The organism is Luteibacter sp. NPDC031894 (genome assembly GCF_050273135.1).
Taxonomy (GTDB): domain Bacteria; phylum Pseudomonadota; class Gammaproteobacteria; order Xanthomonadales; family Rhodanobacteraceae; genus Luteibacter.
In genome coordinates, this window is record NZ_JBNNMV010000002.1 from 104,651 (window position 1) to 127,337 (window position 22,687).

A 22,687-nucleotide genomic window follows, 5' to 3' on the forward strand; every position below is an offset into this window, starting at 1 on the left:
TGCCGGGAGGAGCGAAGCCAAGAGCCGGGGTCGGTGGTTCCCGTCCGGCTCAGGCGGCGACGGTGCTGTCCAGCTTCTTCGCCGCCAGCATCCGCGCGATCGATGCCGCCGCTTCGCGCCCATCGTAGACGGCGCGCACGACGAGGTCCGCGCCACGGACGTTGTCGCCGCCGGCGAAGACACGCGGGTGGCTGGTCTGCAACGGCAGCCTGCCCTCGTCGCCGACGAGGATACGGCCGCTACGGTCGCGGTCGATGCCGAAGGCGTCGCACCAGTCCGGCGGGCTGGGCTGGAAGCCGAAGGCCTGGATCACCACGTCTGCGCGGAGGTCGGTTTCGCTGCCCTCGACGTTTTGCGGATACGGCCGCCCATGGCGATCTTCGACGAGTTGCGTCTCTACCACGCGGACGGCCTGCACGCGGCCATCGCCGCCGTCGACAAGCCGCACCGGCTGCCGCTGGAAGAGGAAGCGCACGCCTTCCTCCCGGCTGTAGCCGACTTCTCGCCGCGAGCCGGGCATGCTCGGTTCGTCGCGGCGATACACGCAGGTGACCGACGCCGCGCCGAGGCGAATCGCCGTGCGATTGCAGTCCATGCCGGTATCGCCGCCGCCCAGCACCACTACGTGCTTGCCGGCGAGGTCGTAGTCGGGGGCCGGCGGCTCATCGCGCAGGAGCCGCTCGGTATTGGCGATGAGGAACGGCAAGGCATCGTGTACACCGCGCAGCTCGCGCCCTTCCAGCCTGCCGTCCACGTAGGTGTAGGCACCGGTGCCGACGAAGACGGCATCGTAGTCCGCAAGCAATTCGTCGAAGCCGATGTCGCGGCCGATTTCCACGCCGAGGTGGAAGCGGACGCCCATGCCTTCGAGGACCATGCGGCGCGTGCGCACGACGGTCTTGTCGAGCTTGAACGGCGGAATGCCGAAGGTGAGGAGACCGCCGATCTCATGCTGGCGGTCGAAGACGTCCGCGGCGATGCCCGCGCGACGCAGGCGATCCGCGCAGGCGAGGCCCGCGGGGCCGGCACCGACGATCGCGACACGGGCGCCGGTGTCACGCACGCGGGACAGGTCCGGGCGCCAGCCCTGGCGGATGGCTTCGTCGGTGACCCAACGTTCGACGCTGCCGATCGTCACCGCGCCGAAGTCGCCCTGCTCCAGCGTGCATGCGCCTTCGCAGAGACGATCCTGCGGACAGACGCGGCCGCAGATCTCCGGGAGCGGGTTGGTTTCGTGCATCAACGTGGCGGCCTCGAAGAGGCGGCCGTCCTGCACCAGCTTGAGCCAGTTCGGGATGTAGTTGTGCACGGGACACGCATGTTCGCAGTACGGGTTGCCGCAGTCGATGCAGCGCCCCGACTGGGCAGCCGCATCCGGCGGCGCGAAATCGCCGGAGATCTCGCCGTAACCGAGCACGCGCACCGCGACGGGCACCGTGCGAGGCGTCTGCCGTGGGATGTCGAGGAAGCGGAAATCCTTCGCGCTCATGCCGCACTCCGCAGTTCTTCAGCCAACGCGTCGAGGCTGGCCGCCTTGGGCTTCACGAGCCAGAAGCGCTGCAGCAAGCCACGGAAGTCGCCGAGGACCTGGGCACCCCAGGCACTGCCGGTGAGTTCCGCGTGGCGGGCGATGAGCCGTCGCAGGTGTTGCATGTAATGTTCCATGCCTTCGTGCGAGATGCGCACGATGTCGACCAGTTCGTGGTTGTAGCAATCGACGAAGCTGCGCTCGACGTCGAGCACGTAGGCGAAGCCACCGGTCATGCCCGCGCCGAAGTTGAGACCCGTGCGGCCAAGCACCGCGACGACACCGCCGGTCATGTATTCGCAGCAGTGGTCGCCCGCGCCTTCCACCACGGCCAGGGCGCCCGAATTGCGCACCGCGAAGCGCTCGCCCGCCTGCCCCGCCGCGAAGAGTTCGCCGCCGGTGGCGCCATAGAGGCACGTGTTCCCGATGATGGACGCATCCTGGCTGGCAAACGACGAGTCGGCCGGCGGACGGATGACGAGCCGGCCACCGGCCATGCCCTTGCCGACGCCGTCGTTGGCTTCGCCGGTGAGGTCGATATGCACGCCGCCGGCATTCCACGCACCGAGGCTCTGCCCCGCCGCACCCGTCAGGTGCAGGTTGAGCGGCCTGTCGGCCATGCCGGCGTCGCCCCAGCGACGCGCCACATCGCCAGACAGTCGCGCACCGATGGCGCGATCGGTATTGACGATGGGATAGCGGAAGGTGCCACCAAGACCGTCCGTGACGGCGAGCCGGGTGTCGGCAGCGATGCGGTTCGCGAGTGTGGCTGCGTCACGCATGGGATTGCGCGTCGAGGTGCAAGCGAAGTCCACCTCGGTGCCCAGGCCGTCCTCGCCGATCAACGGCGAGAGGTCCAGACGCTCCTGCACAGGGGTGACGCCGTCCCGCTGTTCCAGTCGTTCGGACTGTCCGATCAGTTCCGCCAGTGAGCGCACCCCGAGGCGCGCGAGGTGCCGCCGCACGTCTTCCGCGACGAAGCGGAAGTAGTTCATCACCATGTCCGGCAGGCCGAGGAAGTGCTTCTGGCGCAGCACCGGGTGCTGCGTGGCGACGCCAGTGGCGCAGTTGTTGAGGTGACAGATGCGCAGGTACTTGCAGCCCAGCGCCACCATCGGCCCCGTGCCGAAACCGAAACTCTCCGCGCCGAGCATGGCCGCCTTGATCACGTCGAGGCCCGTCTTCAGGCCGCCGTCGGTCTGCAGGCGAACGCGCCCGCGCAGGTCGTTGAGGCGCAGGGTCTGCTGCGTCTCGGCAAGACCCAGTTCCCATGGCGTGCCTGCGTACTTGATCGACGTCAGCGGGCTTGCGCCAGTACCGCCGTCGTGGCCGGACACGGTGATGAGGTCCGCGCCCGCCTTGACCACGCCGGCGGCAACGGTGCCGACGCCCGCGTGCGATACGAGCTTCACCGACACCAGCGCCTGCGGATTCACTTCCTTGAGGTCGTGGATGAGCTGCGCCAGGTCCTCGATGGAATAGATGTCGTGGTGCGGTGGCGGCGAGATGAGTCCGATCCCGGGCTTCGCGTAGCGCAAGCGCGCGATGGTGGCGTCCACCTTGTGGCCGGGCAACTGCCCGCCCTCGCCGGGCTTCGCACCCTGCGCGATCTTGATCTGCAGTACCTCGGCGTTGACCAGGTACGCGGGCGTCACGCCGAACCGGCCCGACGCCACCTGCTTGATCTTCGATGCGCGGTCGGTGCCGTAGCGTGACGGATCTTCACCGCCCTCGCCGGAATTGCTGCGGGCGCCGAGGCGGTTCATCGCGATCGCGAGCGCCTCGTGCGCCTCGGGCGAGAGCGCGCCCAGTGACATGCCCGCGGAATCGAAGCGCCGGAGGATGTCCTCGACCGGCTCGACCTCGTCCAGGGGAATCGGCGTCCCCGCGCGCGGCACGAGCAGGTCACGCAGCGCCGACGGCGGGCGCGTGTCGACGTATCGGGCGTAGGTTTCGTAATCGGCCCAATCGCCGGTACGCACGGCCACCTGCAGGCTGGCGATGACGTCCGGGTTGTACATGTGGAACTCGCCGCCATGCACGTACTTGTAGAGCCCGCCCGCGCGCAATGCCTGCGCCTCGTCCCAGGCCTCGGCGGCGAGCAGGCGCTGCTCGTGCTCGAGGTCCGCGAAACCGGAGCCACCAATGCGCGACGGCGTGCCCGGGAAACACAGCGCCACTACGTCAGGGGCGAGTCCCACGATCTCGAAGAGCTGCGCACCGCGATAACCCGCGACCGTGGAGATACCCATCTTCGAGAGGATCTTCAGGAGGCCCTTGCGAATACCGCGGCGGTAATTGCGGCCGATCTCGCGCGGCGCGCCTTCGCCATTGCGGATGTGTCCGCTGCGGCCCATGTCGAAGAGGCTCTGGTACGCGAGCCATGGGTAGATCGCCGTGGCGCCGAAGCCGAGCAGGCACGCGAAGTGGTGCGGATCGCGCGGCGTGGCCGTCTCTACCATGATGTTGCACTGGCAGCGCAGGCCAGTATCGACGAGGCGTGCGTGCACCGCGCCGGTGGCGAGCAGCGCGTGGATCGGCAGGAGGTCACGGCGTGGGTAGCGGTCGCTGAGGAAGACGATCTGCACGCCACGGCGGACCGCCGCTTCGACGTCGTCGCAGATGCGCCGCAGTGCCTGTTCCAGCGTTTCGTCCGCGCCGTACATGAGGTCGATACGCGGCGTGTCGGCATACGCGGGCGTGGCGAGGATCTGGCGCAGCTTCCGCTGCGACAGGATGGGCGAATTCAGCAGGATTTGTTTCGCGTTCTCCGGCCCCAGGTCGAAGATGTTGCGCTCCTGCCCGATCTGCGTCACCAGCGACATCACGAGCCGCTCGCGCAGCGGATCGATCGGCGGATTCGTCACCTGCGCGAAGCCCTGGCGGAAGCGGTCGAAGAGCGGACGGATCTGCCGCGACAGCACGGCCATGGGGGTGTCGTCGCCCATCGAACCGGTGGCTTCGGCCTCGGTTTCGGCGAGCACCTTCAGCACGGATTCGCATTCCTCGCGCGAGAGGCCGTAGAGCTTCTGGTACCGGCGGAGCTCTTCCGCGGGCAGGGGCTCGGCCGCGAGGGTCGGGTCGATCAGGTCGGACTCGAGATAGGTGACGCCGCGGCGCAGCCAGTCGCGGAAGGGCGCGCGGGCGCGGTTGATCGCATCGATGTCGTCGTCGCGGAGCAGGCGATGCTCGCGGAAGTCCACCGCGATCATTTCGCCGGGAGCAAGACGGCCTTTCGCCACGATACGCGACGACGGCACATCCCAGAGACCGGTCTCGGAGGCGACGATGAGGTGGTTGTCGTCGGACAGCGACCAGCGCGCCGGACGCAGGCCGTTCCTGTCGAGCGTGCAGGCCGCATACCGGCCGTCGCACATCACCAGGCCCGCGGGACCGTCCCACGGCTCGCTGTGCAGCGCGTAGTACTCGTAGAACGCGGCAAGGTCTTCGTCGATGTCCTCGCGCGCGGCGTAGGCCGGCGGCACCAGCACGCGCATGGCGGCAAGCAGGTCCATGCCGCCCATGAGCAACACTTCCAGCGCGTTGTCGAGGCTCTCGGAGTCGGAGCCTTTCTGTCGCACGAGCGGGCCGATGTCGGAGAGTTCGACGCGCTCGGAGCGCAGCACCGACGTGCGCGCCTGCATCCAGCGACGATTGGCGCGGATCGTGTTGATCTCGCCGTTATGCGCGAGGAAGCGGAACGGCTGGGCCAGGCGCCACTGCGGCGAGGTGTTCGTGGAGAAGCGCTGGTGGAAGACGACGGCGTCGGCGACGAGCGCCGGATGCCTGAGGTCGCGGTAGACGTCGCGCAGGTGCCCGGGCGCGGCCATGGCCTTGTAGCCCACGACCTCGCCGGAGAGCGAGACCACGTAGAAATGCGCGTCGTGGGACAGCGCGAGTTCGGCGCGGCGGCGGGCGCGGAACAGTGCCGCTTCGAACGCGGCCGGCGCGAGATCCGCCGGCGAATCGACGAAGACCTGGCGCACGCGCGGCATCGACGACGCGGCAAGCGGGCCGCACGCGGATGGGTCGACATCCACGTCGCGCCACCCCGCCACGGGGAGGTTCATCCGGGCGAGCTCGGCTTCCAGCACGCGGGCGGCGGCATCGTCGCCGTCCGGATCGAGAAAGACGAGACCGCTGGCAAAGTGCGTGGCGAGCGTGAGCCCCGCCTCCTTCGCCAGCGCGCGCAGCCATTCCACCGGGCGGCGCAGGAGCACGCCGCAGCCGTCGCCGCTGATGCCGTCGGCGTTCACGCCGCCGCGGTGGGAGAGTTTCGCGAGCGCGGCGAACGCCGTGTCGACCAGCGCCGCGCTGGCATGGCCGTCTATTTGCGCCACCAGGCCGAAGCCGCAACTGTCGTGTTCGAACGCCTCGTCGTAGAGGCGCGGAATGCCTTGCTTCACCATCCGCCTCCTCGTGGCATGGGTTTCGCTGGGTAGCGCGTGCACGGGGCCCCGCGGCCTGGAACGGCCGACCTTCACGTACACGCGTGGAACATGCGGACCCATTCTTGGCACAATTGACGCGCTGCGTCAAAGCATTTGGACGTCTAAACGGAATTCTTACGAGGCCTAGGAAAAGACCACTTGCGGCAAAGGGGATGGGACGGCGGTCCGGGGGCATACCAGCGAGAAGGCACCCGGGTAGGTAATAATCGCGGCATGCGCCTACTCCCACGTCTCCCGCTCGCCCTCGCCCTCACGCTCCTCGGTTTCGCCAACCTCCCGCCGGCCCGGGCCGCGCAGGACGGGAAGACCCGGGCGGAGCAACAGGAGGCGCGGCAGAAGCTGGAAGGCGTGCGCAAGGACATCGAGGCCTTGACCCGCGAGCAGCGCGAGACCGCCAACACCCGGGACAGCGCCAACGCCGCGCTGGCGAAGCAGGCCGAGCAGGTATCCGCGGCGGCGAAGGCCGTTCGGGACACCGAGGCCGAACTGGAGCAGCGCCGGCACGACCTCGAGCAACTGAATGCCCAGCGGGCCGACATGCAGGCCGGACTCGACAAGCAGAAGGGCGCCCTCGGCGACCTCCTCCGCGCCACCTACACCTTGGGACGCGGCTCGGACCTCCAGTTGCTGCTGGGCGACGAGGACGTGAACCGCATTTCCCGCGCCCTCGCCTACTCCCGCTACTTCCAGGAGAACCGGGTGGAGCGTATTCGGGGGCTGCTCGCGGATCTTTCCCGCCTGCAGGAGGTCGAAGCCGCCATCACGGCCGAACAGCAGAAGCTCGAGGCCAGCCGCGCCGAGCGGGAGAAGCGCGCCGCGGAGCTGGAAAAGCAGCGTGGCGCGCAACAGAAGCTCGCCGCGGAAGCCGACGCGAAATACAAGGACCAGGCCCAGCGGATGGCCGCCCTCAAACAGAACGAGCAGGACATGAATGCCCTGGTCGCCCGCCTGCAGAAGGTGATCGACGAAGCCGCCAAGGCGGCCGAGCCGGCGCCCACCCCCAAGGGGTCGCCCACCGCGGCACCCCTGTCCAACTTGCGCGGCAACCTACCCTGGCCGGCGAACGGCCCGGTGCACGCCTACGGCAACGGCGTCATCATCGTGGCGCCGCGAGGTAGCGAGGTGAAGGCGGTGGCTCGCGGACGCGTGGTGTTCGCCAGCTTCCTGCGCGGCTACGGCATGATGATCATCGTGAACCACGGCAACGGATTCATGAGCATGTACGGCAACAACGAAACGCTGCTGCACGGCGTGGGCGACATGGTGGAGGCCGGCGAATCCGTCGGCACCGCCGCGGCGCCCGCCGGCGACAACGGCGCCTATTTCGAGCTGCGCCAGGGTGGCAAGCCCATCGATGCGCGCGGCTGGCTCAGCAAACGGCATTGACCCCGGAGACCGGCATGCGCCAGCACCCCCTTCGCCTCGCCCTCGTGCTCGCCCTCGGCGCGCTGGCGGTTCCCATGGCCCAGGCCCAGCAGAAGCCGCTGAAGCAACCTGACGCGCCGGCCGCGTCGTCGACGACCGCCGCGGCCGTGGCCAAGAGCGCCGACGGCGAGGTCAGCCTCGACGACATTCGCAATTTCACGCGGGTGTACCACATCGTGCAGCAGGCCTACGTCGAGAAACTCGACAACAAGACGATCATGAATGCCGCAATCAGCGGCATGCTGCAGAACCTCGATCCGCATAGCGAGTACCTCGACAAGGAAGGCCTGGACGAACTCGACGAGGACACCACCGGCCAGTACGGCGGCCTCGGCATCGAGGTGCTCCAGGTCGACGGCATGTTGAAGATCGTCTCGCCCATCGACGACACGCCCGCGTCGCGCGCGGGCATCAAGCCGGGCGACACCATCCTCAAAGTGGACGGCATGGTCGTCGACAGCCAGAACATCGACGAGGCGTTCAAGAAGCTGCGCGGCGACCCGGGAAGCAAGATCACCCTGACCGTCCTCCACGAGAAGTCGGACAAGCCCATCGACATGCCACTGGTGCGCGAGCGCATCAACGTCACCAGCGTGAAGCTGCGCCAACTCGATCCCGGCTTCGTCTACATCCGCGTCAGCCAGTTCCAGGAAGACACCGCCTCCGACCTGGACAAGAAGCTGGGCGATTACATCAAGAAGAACGGCGCCCCGCGCGGCGCCGTACTGGACCTGCGTTCGAACCCCGGCGGACTGCTGACGACCGCGGTCGGTGTGTCGGACACCTTCCTCGACGGCGGCACCATCGTCACGACGAAGGGCCGGCTGCCCGACGCGAACCTGCATTTCGACGCGCACCCGGGAGACATGCTGGCGGGCGCGCCGATCGTCATCCTCGCCGACAACGGCACGGCCTCCGCCGCGGAAATCGTCTCGGGTGCGCTGAAGGACAACCATCGCGCGCTCATCATGGGACGCCGCACGTTCGGCAAGGGCGTCGTGCAGACCGTGTTGCCACTCGACGAAACCCATGCGGTGAAGATCACCACCGCGCGCTACTACACGCCCAACGGCACGTCGATCCAGGCGGAAGGCATCAAGCCCGACATCGCCCTGGCCGATCTCGCGGTCAACAAGGCCGACACGCCGCCGCAGTTGATCGGTTCGGAAGCGGACCTGCCGAACCATCTCGTGAACGAGAAAGCCGCGGCCGAGGACAAGAGCGGCGCGGACGACGACGGCAAGCTGGCGATCGAGGACTACGCCTTGTCGCAGGCACTCAACGTCCTCAAGGGCATGGCCTTGAACCACACCCGCTGAGGGCTACCAGATCTTCCACCAGGGGCGCGAGGCTTTCTCCACGGCCTTGCGCACCTTGCGTGGCAGGTCGGGATCGGGCGCTGGCGGGGCCATGGCTTCGACGAGCGTCCAGCCCTTGCAAGCCGTCGCGCCGAAAGCCGATGCCGGTAAGTCGGCATGGAAGGTCGTCACGCTCTGCGCGAGCTCGATCGGCAACGAGTAGTAATGGTCGACGTCGTCGGCCTCGGCGTCCGCCGCGTCCTGCATCGCCTCGATGCGTGCATGAATGGCGTCGAAGGCGGCCGGCAGGCTGCCGCTCGTGGACAGGTCGCGCGTGTCGTCCTGCTGGCCATCGTGTTCGGCACGCCAGTTGCGCAAGCCGTTCACATAGCAGGTGGACGAACTGACCATGACATGGTCGTCGTATTCGCAGGTGACCACGACGCATCCGCGGGAGAGGCGGCGCATGGCGTCGTCGGCGATCAGCGGGGCGGCGAAGCGCGTGACGACGGCGAACCAGCCGTTGGGCAGCGCCAGCGAGAAACCGCGGCGCGGATGGCTCGCCGTCTGCTCGTTGGGCACGAGGTCGAGCGCCGCCAGTACCTCGTCGCCGCTCCTGCCCTTCACCGCGAGCCAGCCGATCGAGGTGCCCATGCGCTACTCCGTCCCGGCAGGCTTCAGCAGGAAGCGCACCGCGAGCAGGCCGAGTTCATACAGGAGGCACATCGGCACCGCGAGCATGATCATGGAAAGCAGGTCGGGCGGCGTGATGAACGCGGCGATGGCGAACGCGCCGACGATGGCGTACCCGCGCCCCTTGCTGAGTTTCTCGGCATCGACGATGCCGATCGCCGCGAGGATCACCACCGCCACCGGCACCTCGAAACACAGGCCGAAGGCGAAGAACATCAGCATGACGAAATCGAGGTAATGCGTGATGTCGGTCATCATCGCCACCCCCTCGGGAGTGACGGCGTTGAGGAACTTGAACGCCGCGGGCAGCACGATGAAATACGCGAACGCGCAACCCGAATAGAACAACACCAGCGACGCCACCAGGAGCGGCCGGGCCAGGCGTTTCTCGTGCCGATAGAGCCCCGGGCTCACGAAGGCCCAGAGCTGGTACAGGATCATCGGCATGCTGATGAACAGGGCGACGAAAAAGGCCAGCTTCAGCGGCGTGACGAAGGGACTCGCGACTTCCGTGGCGATCAGGTGCGCGCCCTGCGGCATGCGCTCGACCAGCGGCTTCGCCAGCTCGGCATAGAGGTGGTTGGCCACCGGCACCAGCGCCAGCAGGACGAGCAGGAGCACGACGATGGCGCGCATGAGGCGCGAGCGCAGTTCGACCAGATGGGAGAACAGGCCTTCTTCGACCACGTCGTCGGGCGACGGATCGGGCTCAGGTGCGGTCATGTGCATCGCTTCCGGGCGCGGCCGGCTCGTCGCCCCGCTTCAGCGGGAGCATGTCGAGCGCCGGGTCGGGCTCGCGGCCCTCGGCGCGCGCCGTCTGTGTTTCGGTGAAGGTGTCACGCACGCGCTCGCCGGTGTCGCGGATGCCGGCGCCGGTGGCACGGATGTCTTCACGCACGCTGTCGTGCGTGGCGCGGGCGTTCTCGGCGGTCTCGCGCAGCGTGCGCTTGATTTCCTCGGCCTGGATTTCCCGCTCGACCTCGGCGCGCACGCTGTCCCAGCCGCTGCGCATCCGGCGCAACAGGGCGCCGGCGGTGCGTGCGGCGTGCGGGAGGCGCTCGGGTCCGAGGACGATGAGCGCCACCACCGCGAGGAGCAGCAGCTTGGTGAGGCTGATGTCGATCATGGCGCCGCCAGGATCAAGGAGCGCGGTCGCGCGGCTCGCTGGTCTCGCTGTGGGCCGGCGGCACCTGGGTCGACGCCGGCGGATCGGCGCGCAGCTTTTCCTCGCGCTCGCGCTGCTGGCGTGCCTCTTCGTCGCCGTCCAGGCCCTTCTTGAAGTCGCGCATGGCGCCGCCCAGGTCCGAGCCGATGTTGCGCAGCTTCTTCGTGCCGAAGATCAGCACGACGACGAGCAGCAGGAGGACGATATGGGTAATGCTCATGGGAACCTCGAGGGCGCCTGGATCGGCGGCCGGTGGGACGGTGGGTCAGCGGTTAGTGTACTCCTCCAGTTTATCCCTGAATTCGACCACCTCGCTCGGGACGTTCGTCACACCGCCTTCGAAAATCCGTCGCGCCGTGATGCCGGGGCCGTAGATTTCCTCGTTGGAGTCGTCGTCGATGCTGAAATGGGCGCCGTCCAGGGCCAGGCCCGCGTAGAGCCCCTTGGCCCGGGCGTAGGTGTAGATCTCGGCGTTCATCCGTCCATCGGTGGCCGCCGTGGCGGAGCGACCGACGGGACCGGCGGCGGCCCCGGCGTTGGCGCCCATCGTCCACTTGCCGTCGATGATCTCGTTGACGCCGCGGTCCGTCATGAAGACGAGGATGACGTCGGCGGACTGGATACCCGCCTGGAAGCCGAAGCCGGCACCGGCGAGCGAGATGAAGTTCGGGTTGGACCAGACGCCGTCATGCTTGATGGAGATGAGGCCCTCGCCCTTGGTACCGGAGAACACGAAACCGCCCTTCACCATCTTGGGGATGACCGCGATCGCGTGCGCGTTCTTCAGCATGTCGGTCGGCAGGGACTTGTCCGGGGCGTCCTCGACCATGTCCTTGAGCACCCGCACCGCCTCCCGGGCCTGCTTCTTCGGCGGATCCGCCGCCTGTGCGGCCAGCGAAGGCAGCAGGGTCATCAATCCCAGGGCGAGCAGGCTGAACAGACGTGGGGACATCGGGTGGCTCCTTTCGTGGCGCGGATGGGCATCGGTTGCGACGGTCCGTGCGAGCCTCGCTACGCCGCCGTATGGCAGACTGCAACGATCCCCGCGAGCGCCGGACGCCGATGCCAGGTAACCCCGACTATACCGGCCCAGCCGGTCGATCCCACGACAATGCGCCGCAGGTCGGCGTGCTGCTGGTTAATCTTGGTACACCTGAGGCGCCCACGGCGGCCGCGGTGCGGCCTTACCTCGCGCAGTTCCTCGGCGATCCGCGCGTCATCGACTACCCGCGCCTGGCCTGGAAGGCGATTCTGTACGGCGTGATCCTGCGCGTGCGACCGAAGCGCTCCGCCCACGCCTATGCCCGCATCTGGACGCCGGAAGGTTCGCCGCTGCGCGTGTACAGCGAGGCGCTGGCCGCCGGACTCCAGGAGGCACTCACGGCGCGTCTCGCCGCGCCCGTGCGGGTCGTGCTCGCGATGCGCTACGGCAAGCCGGACGTCGGCGGAACGATCGCGGCGCTGCAGCGCGATGGCGTCCGCCGCCTCCTGGTGCTGCCGCTGTATCCGCAGTACTCGGCGACCTCCACCGGCAGCGTCTTCGATGCCGTCGCGGACACCATCAAGCGCCTGCGCTGGCCGCCGGAATTGCGCCAGATCAACGATTACCATGCCGAGGGCGGCTATATCGCCGCCCTCGCAGACAGCGTGCGGCGGCACTGGGCCGCCCATGGGCGGGGCGAAAAGCTGCTGATGAGCTTCCACGGCATCCCTGAGCGGTACGTGCGCGAGGGCGATCCGTATTTCGACCAGTCCCAGGCCACAGCGCGACTGCTGCGAGAGGCCCTGGGGCTGTCGGAGGCGGAAGCACCGCTCAGCTACCAGTCGCGCGTGGGCCGCGAGCGCTGGCTGCATCCCTACACGGACGAGACGGTGAAGGCGTTCGGGGCCCAAGGCATCAAGCGGATCGACGTCATCAGCCCGGGCTTCGCCGTGGACTGCCTGGAAACGCTGGAGGAAATCGCCATGCAGAATGCCGAGTTCTTCCGCGACGCCGGCGGCGAGACCCTGAGCTACATCCCCTGCCTCAACGCCACGCCCGCCCATGTGGATGCGCTCGCCAACCTCGTGTCACGGCATGGGCAGGGCTGGCCGGAGTTTTCGCCGGAAGGCACGAGCACCACCGGCTCCGCGCGAAACGCGGTCGGCGACGTCATCAGCGAGGCAGGTGGCGATGCGTGAGCTGAAGGTCTCGGTCCCTGGGCTCGAACTGGCCGCCCTGGCTTGGGGCGAACCCGATGCGCAGCCGCTGCTGATGCTGCACGGCTGGCTCGACAATGCCGCGAGCTTCGCGCTCCTCGCGCCGCTCCTCGCCGACCGCTTCCAGGTGATCGCGCTCGACCTGCCGGGCCATGGCCACTCGCAGCACCTGCCCGAGGGCACCGTCTACCAGCACGTGGATTACGCACGTGCCGTGCTCGCCGCCGCCGATGCGCTCGCCCTGCCCCGCTTCCACCTCCTCGGGCATTCGCTCGGCGCGGGCGTGGCGACGCTCGTGGCGGTCGCAGCGCCCGAGCGCGTGCGCCGCCTCGCGCTCATCGAAGGCCTCGGTCCCCTGGGTGACGACGGCTCGCGCACGCTCGACCGCTTTCGTGAAGCGATGGCGTCGACGTCCGCGGGCAGCCGCCCGCTCCGCGTCTTCCCCGCTATCGACGACGCCGCACGCGCGCGAGCCCTGGCGAGCGGACTCGACGCAACCCTGGCCCGACCGATCGTGGAGCGTGGCTTGCGCGAGGTGGAGGGCGGTTACAGCTGGCGCAGCGATCCGCGCCTGTCACGGCCCACGGCAATCCGCCTGGCGGAGACCCAGGTGATGGCGCTGTTGCTGGGCCTCGCCGCGCCGACGTCGCTGCTGCTTGCGCGACCGCACCCGCCTTACCTGGAATCGGAAGCCCTGCAGGTGCGCATCGATTGCGTGGCGGACATCCACGTCACGCACATGGACGGCGGACACCACCTGCACCTCGAACGGCCGGATGACGTCGCCAGCTGGTTGCATGGCGCCATCTGACCCCGTGGAGGCCAGGTGTCCTTACGCCACCGGCTCGAAGCGGAAGCCTGTCTGGATCACCGGATCGACGAGCCAGTGGTCGGCCAGCAGGAAGGCGAACAGCACCATCAGGTAGACGATCGAGTAGTTGAACGTCTTCATCGCGAACAGCTCGTCCGGCGGATTGAGCAGGCGGATGGCATACCAGAGGAAGCCCGCGCCGAGCACGACGGCGCCGAACAGGTAGATGAGGCCACTCATGCCGGTGAAGAACGGGAGGAGCGTCACCACGAACAGCAGGATCGTGTAGAACAGGATGTGCCAGCGCGTGTACGTGACGCCGTGGGTTACCGGCAGCATCGGCACCTGCGCGCGCGAATAGTCGTCGACGCGGAAGATTGCCAGCGCCCAGAAATGCGGCGGCGTCCAGACGAAGATGATCAACAGGAGTTGCAGCGCGTATGGGTGCAGCGATCCGGTGACGGCGGTCCAGCCCAGCATGGGCGGCGCCGCGCCGGCGATACCGCCGATGACGATGTTCTGCGGCGTCGCGCGCTTCAGGTACGCCGTGTAGATCACCGCGTAACCGATGAGCGAGAAGAACGTGAGCACCGCGGTGAGCATGTTCACCAGGAACACCAGCACCAGCATCGAGAGGATGCCCAGTGTCATCGCGAACACGAACACCTGCATCGGCGTGAGCTGCCCCGTCGCCAGCGGGCGGTGCGAGGTGCGCGCCATCAGCTTGTCGATGCGCTGGTCGATCAGGTGGTTGAACGCGGCGGCCGACGCCGAGGCCAGCCAGATGCCGAGCGTGCCGAACACGACGGCATGCCAGCCGGGAAGCATGCGCTGCCCGTTCGAGTCCACGGCGAGGAACATGCCGATCACGGCGCAGAAGACCAGCAGCGCGACCACGCGCGGCTTGGTCAGTTCGAGGTATTGACCCAGGACGCTCACGGGGACTCCGACACGGGCAGGCGCTGCGTGCTCGCCAGCGCGGCCAGCAAGGTGAACAACAAGAGCGCGGCCACGCCATTGTGCGCCGTCGCCACCGGCAGGGGCAGGCCGAGGTGCACGTTCCCGATGCCCAGCAGCAGCTGGGCGACGAGCACGACGCCCACGGCGATGCCAACCTTGCGCAGGCCGGCGCGGGCCAGGCGATGCGAAAGCCATCCGAGGTAGCAGAAGGTCACCAGCGCACCGATGCGGTGGGCGATCTGGATGGCGCTGCGCGCGGCCATGTCGAGCACGCCGCCTTCATAGTTCACGCCGACGCCGCGCCAGAGGACGAAGGCCTGCGGGAAGTCGGTCTGCGGCCACCACTCCCCCAGGCATTTCGGGAAGTCCGTGCCGCAGGCAAGGGCGGCGTAGTTCGAGCTGGTCCAGCCGCCGAGCGCGATCTGGCACACCAGGACGACGATGCCGATCGCCACCGGCGCGCGCAGCGCGGCGAAGCGGTCGTCCGGCGTACCCACCCGCCACCAGCGCAACGCGGCCCACGCCAGGAGGGCGAAGGTGGCGAGACCGCCGAGGAGGTGCCCCATCACGACGATCGGCTTCAGCAGCAGGGTCACCGTCCACATGCCGAGCATGGCCTGGAAGATGATGACCGCCAGCGTGGCGACGCCCACTTTCCAGGCGCCCGGCCTGTCGAGCTTTGCGGCCGCCAGCAACGGCAAGGCGATGGCCAGCGCGGACAGGCACGAGGAAACGATGTGCTCCCCGCGCATGTACATGACGACGCCCACGGCCGCGAACACCGCGGCGACGAGCACGGCAGCCACCGCGAAACGGCGGCGCCACGCCGCGACGAGCGCGATCGCCAACACCATGACGCCAAGGCTGCCGGCCAGGAAACGGTGCACCTGCTCGCGCCAGGCCTTGTGCGTTTCGAAGGGACGATCCGGGAAGGCCTGGTTCGCCTGCGCGATGTCCTGCGCATGACCGGGCCAGGTGGCCTTGCCGTAACAGGTCGGCCAGTCGGGACAGGAAAGACCGGCGTTCGACAGGCGCACGAAGGCGCCGAACATCACGACGCAGAAGGCGAACAACGCGGCCAGCAAGGCCAGCGTACGGAGAATGGTCACGGCACGCGGCGTCATCAGCGGATCACCTTCTGCAAGTCCTTGCGCAGGCCGTTCGGATCGAAGCCGGCCGGGTACCACGCGAGCGCGGTGGCGTTGGATTCGACCAGCACGGCCGCGACGCTGTCGGCCTCGACCGGGCGGAACGGGGCGAATGCATCGGCGGGATCGCTGCCGCTCGCGTAGTCGCGCATCACGGCCTCGGCGTCCGCGCCCGAGGGCGCCGTTCCGATGTAAAGCAGGCGCAGGCGATCCGCGTTGCGGTTGAGCACGATGCGCGCGTTGCGCATCAGCGTGAGGGTATGCACGCAACGGGCGGCGCAATCGGGACCGGGCAGCGCGACCAGCGTGAGCCTCGGCTCGCTGTCGCGCCAGGCCCAGGGCTTGCCGTCGACATCGACATGGACATTCGCCAGGCTGCGCTGCGGCACGATCGGCTGGCCGTTGCCCTTCCCCTGCGGCTGCCATCCGGACAGCGTGAGCAGGCCCGCGGCGAGGATCGGCGCGAGGAACACCAGCATGATCAGCACCAGCTTGAGGCGGCCGCGGCGGAGTGTCGGGTTAGGTGCGTTCGGATCGGTCATGAGGTCTCGGACGGCGGCTCAGCGACGTTTGCGGTGCAGGAGGACGAACATCACCACCGCCGCGAGGGCGAAGGTGAACCACTGGAAGGCATAGGCGCGGTGACGGGCCGGCGGCATGAAGCCCGGCGTCCAGTCGCGCGTGTAGATGCTCGCCGGGTCGGCATCCAGCAACAGCACGCGAGGATACAGCGAGCGGCCCAGGTCGGCGCCGATTTCCTTGAGGTCCACATAGATCATGGTCTTCTCGGGTCCGCGCTGGCCGGGCAGGCTGTCGCCTCCCATCCGGATGCCGATGCCCGGCGGCGGCACGTACAGCCCGCGCACATGCGTCTCCCCGCTCGGCAGCGGCGGCAGGCGGGGGTTCGCGCCGCGCTCCTTGGGCAGGAAACCGAGGTCCACGAGCAGGTACGGGTCGCGGCCGCGGGGCGCGAAAGGCACGTACACGTGCACGCCGACCTGCCCCGCGTGTGTCTGGTCGTCCAGGAGGTAATAGTGGCCCGGTATGAAGCTGCCGCGCACGTCGAGCCGCGGGTAGCGATCCACGGGCGGCGCCTCGGCCACCATGCCGAATTCCTCGACCCCGGCCGCCGCCCCTGCGGCGAAGCGCCGCAGCAGTTCGTCCTTTTCTGAGGCGCGATCGAGCTGCCAGACGCCCAGGCGCACGAACAGCAGGATGCCGGCGATGGTAAGTGCGACAGCGAACCACGTCGGACGGCGCAGGAAGGTCATGCAAGACCCCACGTGGCGACGGCTATACTCGGATTGTCGCAATGGGGCGGAACGATCACGTGGAAACCATTTATAAATACGCGCTGGTGATCATGCTGCTCGTGGTGTTGTTCAACCTCGGGCAGGCACTGTTCTTCATGATGACCGACAAGGGCCAGAGCAAGCGCACGGTCTGGGCCCTCACCCGCCGCATCGGCCTCTCCCTGGTGCTCATCGCCATGGTGGCGCTGGGCATCTTCATGGGCTGGCTGCATCCCCACGGGGTTGGCCAATTCTAGCGCTTGTGGCGGGGAGGCCAAGGCGCGGTGCGGCATTCGATACGCAAAAAGAACCCGCCTCACGGCGGGTTCCTTCGAATCAGCGACTGGCGCCCAATCGGGCCCTGAAGGCCGCCCGCATGTCCGCGGGCACGCCACCCTGCTCCAGCGCCTTGTCCAGCTGCGCATAGCGCTTGCGGAACGCCGCGACTTCCTCCACGAAACGCTCGGGGCGGTAATCGATCAGCAGGTCCGCCTGCGCGGCGAGTGAGACATCGTCGGGAACGCCATTCACATCCTGCCAATGCGCCTTCAGCCAGGCCACCGCCTCGCGGACGTCGCGCATCTGGCCGACGAGGCCGTTCACGTCCGGGGCGTTATCCGGCCATGTCACCTCCACGACCTGCGCCTGGTCGTAACCGTGCGCGGGCAGGGTCATGTGCAACGTGAGGTCCTTGCCGGTGAGACGCCACGTGCCGGGCTTCGCTTCGTCCGACCGGCTGAGTGCCACGCCATCCACCGTGACCTTCGCCGGTACCGCTGAGCCCACGACCTCCACGGACCACTGCCGCGAGGTGGGCATGCCGGCATAGCTGCCCGCGCGAGCGGCGATCCGCACCCGGAGCGCGTGCTTTGACCATTCGGACGTGAGCACCGTGCGCGCGAAGGCTTCGTTGCGGTACGTGTCGTCGTCTCCCGCGTCCTCGTACAGTTCCGCCTTGCCGTTTCCACCGGGATAGACACGGAAGGTGCGCGCGCCGCCGTCATGGGCCACGCTCACGGTCGGGTCGGTATTGGTCGGGATGATGGCGCCCGCGCGGGCGAAGACCGGTATCTCGCCGAGGCGGTAATGGCCGGCGAACGTGCGGCCGCCCTTCACGACGCCGCCGTCGACGGTGTCGAACCAGTTGCCTGCCGGCAGCCACGTGTCGTGCGCGGCGAACCCATTGGCGTCGCCCGCCGCGGCTACCGGCGAAACGAGCAGGTCGTCGCCGAACATGTACTCGCCGCGCGCGGTGTAGGCCTCGTCGTTATCCGGCCACGCGTAGTACATCGGGCGCACCAGCGAGACGCCGGTGTCGTACGCCTTGCGACCCATCGTGTACGTGTACGGCAGGAAGGTGTAACGCGTGAGGACCGTGTCGCGCAGCGCGTCGAACTCCGCGGGGGCGAAGCGCCACGGTTCCTTCGTGAGGTTCGGATTCTTCGTGGTGTGCGTGCGCATGATGGGGCTCCACGCGCCGAACTGCATCCAACGGATGTACAGCTCCGGATCGATGCGACGCGTGGCCGGATCGCTTTCGTCGCGGAAGGTGTGTCCGCCGAGGTCGTGGCTCCAGTAGCCGTACAGCACGTTCGACGCCGTGGCGGTGAAGCGCGGCTGGAAGGCCAGCGAGGCCCACGAGATGATCGAGTCGCCCGAAAAGCCGACCTGGTAACGATGGTTACCGAGGCCGCCCCAGCGGTGATAGATCATCGGGCGCCCGCGACCTTCCTGCTGCATGTGGGTGAAGAACACATGGTTGAGCCACCACGTGTTGGACAGGCCGGGCATCGCCTTGGATTCTTTCCACTGCTGCCAGTCGAGCCACCAGAAGGTGACGCCGAGGGCGTTCAGCGGATCGAGCACGGTCTTGAAGTACGCCGCCATGTACGCCGCGTCGGCCGCCTCGAAAGGCAGCGGCTTCGCCGGATCGGCCTTCAGCTCGGCCATGAAATCCTTGTACGCGTCCTCGTGCGGGAGGATGCCGGAAGCCGGATGCAGGTTGAGCGTCGTCTTCAGTCCCTGCGCGCCGAGCCAGTGCAACAGGCGTCCCGGCTCCGGAAAGAGGCTGCGGTTCCACGTGTAGCCCGTCCAGCCCATGCTCTGGCCGTTGACGTCTTTCTTCGGGTGGATCCACGACAGGCCATCGGTACGGTGCCAGTCCATGTCGATGACGAGCACGTCGAGCGGGATCCCGTAGCGGTTGAAATGACCGACGAGGTCGCGCAGTTCGTCGTCGCTGTAATTCCAATAGCGCGACCACCAGTAACCGAAGGCATAGCGCGGCGGCAGCGGCTCACGGCCGGCAATCTGGGCGAAATCGCCCAGCGCCGCGGTGTAATCGTGGCCGTAGCCGAAGAAGGTGTCGTCGGTACAGTCCTGGCAGGCACGGCGGTGCACCCAGGGCAGCTTCTCGTTGCCAAGGACGAAGCTGCCGGTGTCGTCGACGAGGTGCCAGCCGTCGCGCGAGATGAGGCCATCTCCCAGGTCGAGCAGCGAGTTGTCCGACGCATGGCGATCGCCATCCACCTGGTCGAGCGTGCGCGCCGTGCCACCGAGGTTGCTGGATTCCTTGAGGCCGGGATGCCAATCGATGGCGGGCTTCGTCGTCTTCGACGCGATACCGAGGTTGGCGGCGGTGAAGGCGCCCGAGCCTTCCTTGTAGCGCAGCGTCAGCACGTCCGTGCGGACGACCAACCAGCCCTTCTCATGGCTGACCTTGGCTTTCGCATCCGGCGCCTTGTCGCGCGTGGTGAAGACGAGCGACGGCGCGTCCTCGAACTGCGCGCTGGGCGAATACTCCATGCGGATGACGCGCGGCGTGAGGACCGTGAAGCGAGCATTGCCGCTGACGACGGGCGCATCGGTGGCGTGCAGCGGCGCTGCGATCGCGGACGCGAGCAGCGCGAACGCGCCGGCCAGGTGAAGCAACTTCATGCGGAAACTCCCCTACCAAGTCCTCCGAACCTAGCATGAGATCGATTTAAACGGGTCAGCAAAAAAACCCGCCTCGCGGCGGGTTCGTTTGGATCAGAGCACGTAGACGAAGAGGAACAGCGCCAGCCATACCACGTCGACGAAGTGCCAGTACCACGCGACGGCTTCGAAGCCGAAGTGGTCGTCCTTCGAGAAGTGGCCCTTCGCGCAGCGGATCCAGATGATCGCCAGCATGATCGTGCCCAGCGTCACGTGCATGCCGTGGAAGCCGGTGAGCATGAAGAACGTGGCGCCGTAGACGCCGCTGCCCAACGTGAGGTTGAAGTGCTCGTACGCTTCCGCGTACTCGTGCGCCTGGAACCACAGGAACAGGCAGCCCAGCAGCACCGTCGCACCCAGGCCGATCAGCAGCGCCTTGCGGTGGCCGGCCTTCAGCGCATGGTGCGCGATGGTGATCGTCACGCCCGAGGAAAGCAGGATCAGGGTGTTGAGCAGCGGGAGGCCCCAGGCCGCGATCGTCTGGAACGAGCCGCCGATCTTTTCCGGGCCGCCGCCACCACTGGCGCCCCATGCGGCTTCATAGCCCTGCCAGACGAACTGGTGGGTGAGCACGCCGTGGCCTTCGCCACCCAGCCAGGGCACCGAGAAGATGCGGGCGTAGAACAGCGCGCCGAAGAAGGCACCGAAGAACATCACTTCGGAGAAGATGAACCACATCATTCCCATACGGAACGAGCGGTCCACCTGGCCGTTGTAGTTACCCGCCAGCGACTCGTTGATCACCGAGCGGAACCAGCCGAAGAACATGCCCAGGACCATGGCGATGCCGACCCAGAAGAGCGGCTTGCCGATGCCGCCCTCGCCTGGCTGCGCGTTCAACCAGTGCGCGGCACCGTACACGGTGACGAACATGGCGATCGCGGCCACGATCGGCCAGTAGCTCTTGCTCGGTACGAAATAGACGTCTTGTTGCTGGTGACCCATGGTGGTTTCCCGTGGATATCTTGTTTTGGCCGGTCAGACCTTCAGCATCTGCACGATCGACAGCACGAACACGGCCACCGCGAAACCGCCCGCGAAGAGGGCGGTGCGGCGTGCGCGCTTGCGGCGCGCGGCGAATTCGGCGTCGGTCGTGCCCTGCATCGGTCAGTGTTCCGTGTTGCCGTGGGCGAGCTCGTCGTCATGGATGACCGGCGGCACGTCGAAGGTATGGAACGGCGCCGGCGACGGCACGGTCCACTCCAGGCCCTTGGCGCCTTCCCACGAGCGATCGGCGGCCTTCTTCTTCGAGAAGTACACGCAATGCACGATCACGCCCAGGAAGATCAGCTGCGAGGCACCGAACCAGAAGCCGCCGATGGAGCTCACCATGTTGAAGTTGGCGAAGGCGACGTTGTAGTCCGGGATGCGGCGTGGCATGCCCGCGAGGCCCAGGAAGTGCTGCGGGAAGAACAGCACGTTGACCGAGATGACGCTGGACCAGAAATGGATCTTGCCCCAGGTCTCGCTGTACATGTTGCCCGACCACTTCGGCAGCCAGTAGTACGCGGCGGCCATGATCGAGAACGCGGCACCGGTCACCAGCACGTAGTGGAAGTGCGCCACGACGAAGTACGTGTCGTGGTACTGGAAGTCGGCCGGCGCCAGGGCGAGCATCAGGCCCGAAAAACCGCCGATGGTGAACAGGATCACGAAGGCGATCGAGAACAGCATCGGGGTCTCGAAGGTCATCGAGCCGCCCCACATCGTGGACACCCAGTTGAAGACCTTCACGCCCGTGGGCACCGCGATCAGCATCGTCGCGTACATGAAGAAGATCTCCGCGCCCATCGGCAGGCCCACGGCGAACATGTGGTGCGCCCAGACGATGAACGAGAGGAAGGCGATGGAGGCGATCGCGAACACCATCGCGCGGTAACCGAAGATCGGCTTGCGGGCGAAGGTCGGGATGATCTCCGAGATGATCCCGAACGCAGGCAGGATCATGATGTAGACCTCGGGGTGCCCGAAGAACCAGAAGATGTGCTGGAACAGCACCGGGTCGCCGCCGCCGGCCGCGTTGAAGAAGTTGGTGCCGAAATACTTGTCGGTGAGCAGCATGGTCACCGCGCCGGCGAGCACGGGCATCACCGCGATCAGCAGGAACGCCGTGATCAGCCAGCTCCACACGAACACCGGCATCTTCAGCAGGTCCATGCCCGGCGCGCGCATGTTGAGGATGGTGGCGATGATGTTGATCGCGCCCATGATCGAGCTGATGCCCATCAGGTGGATCGCGAAGATCACGTACGCCACCGATTCGCCCTGCAACGACAGCGGCGGGTACATCGTCCAGCCGCCGGCGGGACCGCCACCCGGCATGAACAGGGTGGACAGCAGCATGAAGAACGCGAACGGAAGGATCCAGAACGACAGGTTGTTCATGCGCGGCAACGCCATGTCCGGCGCGCCGACCATGAGCGGGATCATCCAGTTCGCCAGGCCCACGAACGAGGGCATGATCGCGCCGAAGATCATCACCAGCGCGTGCATCGTCGTCATTTCATTGAAGAAATACGGCTGCACGAGCTGCATGCCCGGCTTGAACAACTCCGCGCGGATGACCATCGCGAAGGCGCCGCCGATGAAGAACATCGTCAGCGAGAAGATCAGGTACAGCGTGCCGATGTCCTTGTGGTTCGTGGACATCACCCAGCGCTGGAAGAACCCTTTCGGGGCCCCGTGGTGATCGTGGTGGTCGTGGGTGGCTGCGTGCGCCATGGCCTTACCTCTACCTAAAC

The 22,687-nt window shown here is 67.4% G+C and carries 20 protein-coding genes; 5 read left to right on the plus strand and 15 right to left on the minus strand.

The window, feature by feature from the left end; translation table 11 throughout:
- Positions 1–49 precede the first annotated feature (49 nt).
- A complete protein-coding gene (locus tag ACQKIE_RS06455; protein ID WP_427457022.1) occupies positions 50–1,489 on the minus strand; it encodes an FAD-dependent oxidoreductase in 1,440 nt (479 codons plus the stop codon).
- Entirely contained in the window at positions 1,486–5,937 is a 4,452-nt protein-coding gene (gene gltB, locus ACQKIE_RS06460) for a glutamate synthase large subunit (protein ID WP_427457024.1), read from the minus strand. Before gltB ends, ACQKIE_RS06455 begins: the two co-directional genes overlap by 4 nt.
- Before the next feature lie 255 nt (positions 5,938–6,192).
- Here gltB and ACQKIE_RS06465 point away from each other — a divergent pair, with 255 nt between their 5' ends.
- On the plus strand, positions 6,193–7,365 hold the full coding sequence (locus ACQKIE_RS06465) for a murein hydrolase activator EnvC family protein (protein WP_427457026.1): 1,173 nt from the start codon (positions 6,193–6,195) through the stop codon (positions 7,363–7,365).
- A gap of 14 nt (positions 7,366–7,379) precedes the next feature.
- Positions 7,380–8,723: a S41 family peptidase gene (locus ACQKIE_RS06470; protein WP_427457028.1), complete on the plus strand. Its 1,344-nt coding sequence runs from the start codon at positions 7,380–7,382 to the stop codon at positions 8,721–8,723.
- 3 nt (positions 8,724–8,726) lie between these two features.
- Here ACQKIE_RS06470 and ACQKIE_RS06475 read toward each other — a convergent pair whose 3' ends face one another.
- The 5 genes from ACQKIE_RS06475 to ACQKIE_RS06495 are packed head-to-tail and all read right to left on the minus strand — an operon-like array spanning position 8,727 to position 11,512.
- Positions 8,727–9,356, minus strand: a complete 630-nt coding sequence (locus tag ACQKIE_RS06475) for a hypothetical protein (RefSeq protein WP_427457030.1) — start codon at positions 9,354–9,356, stop codon at positions 8,727–8,729.
- 3 nt (positions 9,357–9,359) lie between these two features.
- Complete coding sequence (gene tatC / locus ACQKIE_RS06480) at positions 9,360–10,118, minus strand: twin-arginine translocase subunit TatC (protein WP_427457032.1); 759 nt, start codon at positions 10,116–10,118, stop codon at positions 9,360–9,362.
- The gene (gene tatB, locus ACQKIE_RS06485) at positions 10,105–10,521 is read right to left on the minus strand and encodes a Sec-independent protein translocase protein TatB (RefSeq protein ID WP_427457034.1); all 417 of its coding nucleotides are present in this window, start codon (positions 10,519–10,521) and stop codon (positions 10,105–10,107) included. The genes tatC and tatB overlap by 14 nt, the downstream gene beginning before the upstream one ends.
- A gap of 13 nt (positions 10,522–10,534) precedes the next feature.
- On the minus strand, positions 10,535–10,780 hold the full coding sequence (tatA, locus tag ACQKIE_RS06490) for a twin-arginine translocase TatA/TatE family subunit (protein WP_427457036.1): 246 nt from the start codon (positions 10,778–10,780) through the stop codon (positions 10,535–10,537).
- A 45-nt stretch (positions 10,781–10,825) separates the two neighbouring features.
- On the minus strand, positions 10,826–11,512 hold the full coding sequence (locus ACQKIE_RS06495; protein ID WP_427457038.1) for a lipid-binding SYLF domain-containing protein: 687 nt from the start codon (positions 11,510–11,512) through the stop codon (positions 10,826–10,828).
- A gap of 110 nt (positions 11,513–11,622) precedes the next feature.
- On the opposite strand from ACQKIE_RS06495, the gene hemH reads away from it, so the two are divergent.
- Positions 11,623–12,741, plus strand: a complete 1,119-nt coding sequence (gene hemH / locus ACQKIE_RS06500; protein ID WP_427457040.1) for a ferrochelatase — start codon at positions 11,623–11,625, stop codon at positions 12,739–12,741.
- Positions 12,734–13,570: an alpha/beta fold hydrolase gene (locus ACQKIE_RS06505; RefSeq protein ID WP_427457042.1), complete on the plus strand. Its 837-nt coding sequence runs from the start codon at positions 12,734–12,736 to the stop codon at positions 13,568–13,570. Before hemH ends, ACQKIE_RS06505 begins: the two co-directional genes overlap by 8 nt.
- Before the next feature lie 21 nt (positions 13,571–13,591).
- On the opposite strand, the gene cyoE is transcribed toward ACQKIE_RS06505, so the two are convergent.
- From cyoE to ACQKIE_RS06525, 4 genes are read right to left on the minus strand one after another with little or no spacing between them, the layout of a single operon-like run.
- Positions 13,592–14,509, minus strand: coding sequence for a heme o synthase (gene cyoE, locus ACQKIE_RS06510; RefSeq protein ID WP_427457045.1), 918 nt, complete (start codon positions 14,507–14,509; stop codon positions 13,592–13,594).
- Positions 14,506–15,654 (minus strand): COX15/CtaA family protein, encoded by a 1,149-nt coding sequence (locus ACQKIE_RS06515; RefSeq protein WP_427457047.1) that lies wholly within the window; start codon positions 15,652–15,654, stop codon positions 14,506–14,508. Before ACQKIE_RS06515 ends, cyoE begins: the two co-directional genes overlap by 4 nt.
- Positions 15,654–16,220, minus strand: coding sequence for a hypothetical protein (locus ACQKIE_RS06520; protein WP_427457049.1), 567 nt, complete (start codon positions 16,218–16,220; stop codon positions 15,654–15,656). Before ACQKIE_RS06520 ends, ACQKIE_RS06515 begins: the two co-directional genes overlap by 1 nt.
- Positions 16,221–16,238: 18 nt before the next feature.
- Positions 16,239–16,949 carry an SURF1 family protein gene (locus ACQKIE_RS06525; protein WP_427457051.1) on the minus strand — a complete coding sequence of 237 codons (711 nt, stop codon included), beginning with the start codon at positions 16,947–16,949 and terminating at the stop codon, positions 16,239–16,241.
- 41 nt (positions 16,950–16,990) lie between these two features.
- Here ACQKIE_RS06525 and ACQKIE_RS06530 point away from each other — a divergent pair, with 41 nt between their 5' ends.
- The gene (locus ACQKIE_RS06530) at positions 16,991–17,227 is read left to right on the plus strand and encodes a twin transmembrane helix small protein (protein ID WP_427457053.1); all 237 of its coding nucleotides are present in this window, start codon (positions 16,991–16,993) and stop codon (positions 17,225–17,227) included.
- A 79-nt stretch (positions 17,228–17,306) separates the two neighbouring features.
- Here the strand turns inward: ACQKIE_RS06530 and ACQKIE_RS06535 are convergent, their stop codons facing one another.
- The 4 genes from ACQKIE_RS06535 to ctaD all read right to left on the minus strand — a co-directional run bounded on the left by ACQKIE_RS06535 (position 17,307) and on the right by ctaD (position 22,667).
- Positions 17,307–19,907, minus strand: a complete 2,601-nt coding sequence (locus ACQKIE_RS06535) for a TIM-barrel domain-containing protein (RefSeq protein ID WP_427457055.1) — start codon at positions 19,905–19,907, stop codon at positions 17,307–17,309.
- A gap of 93 nt (positions 19,908–20,000) precedes the next feature.
- Positions 20,001–20,891, minus strand: a complete 891-nt coding sequence (locus ACQKIE_RS06540) for a cytochrome c oxidase subunit 3 (protein WP_427457057.1) — start codon at positions 20,889–20,891, stop codon at positions 20,001–20,003.
- 33 nt (positions 20,892–20,924) lie between these two features.
- Entirely contained in the window at positions 20,925–21,050 is a 126-nt protein-coding gene (locus ACQKIE_RS06545) for a hypothetical protein (RefSeq protein ID WP_427457059.1), read from the minus strand.
- 3 nt (positions 21,051–21,053) lie between these two features.
- Complete coding sequence (gene ctaD, locus ACQKIE_RS06550; RefSeq protein ID WP_427457061.1) at positions 21,054–22,667, minus strand: cytochrome c oxidase subunit I; 1,614 nt, start codon at positions 22,665–22,667, stop codon at positions 21,054–21,056.
- Between the last annotated feature and the right edge of the window lie 20 nt (positions 22,668–22,687).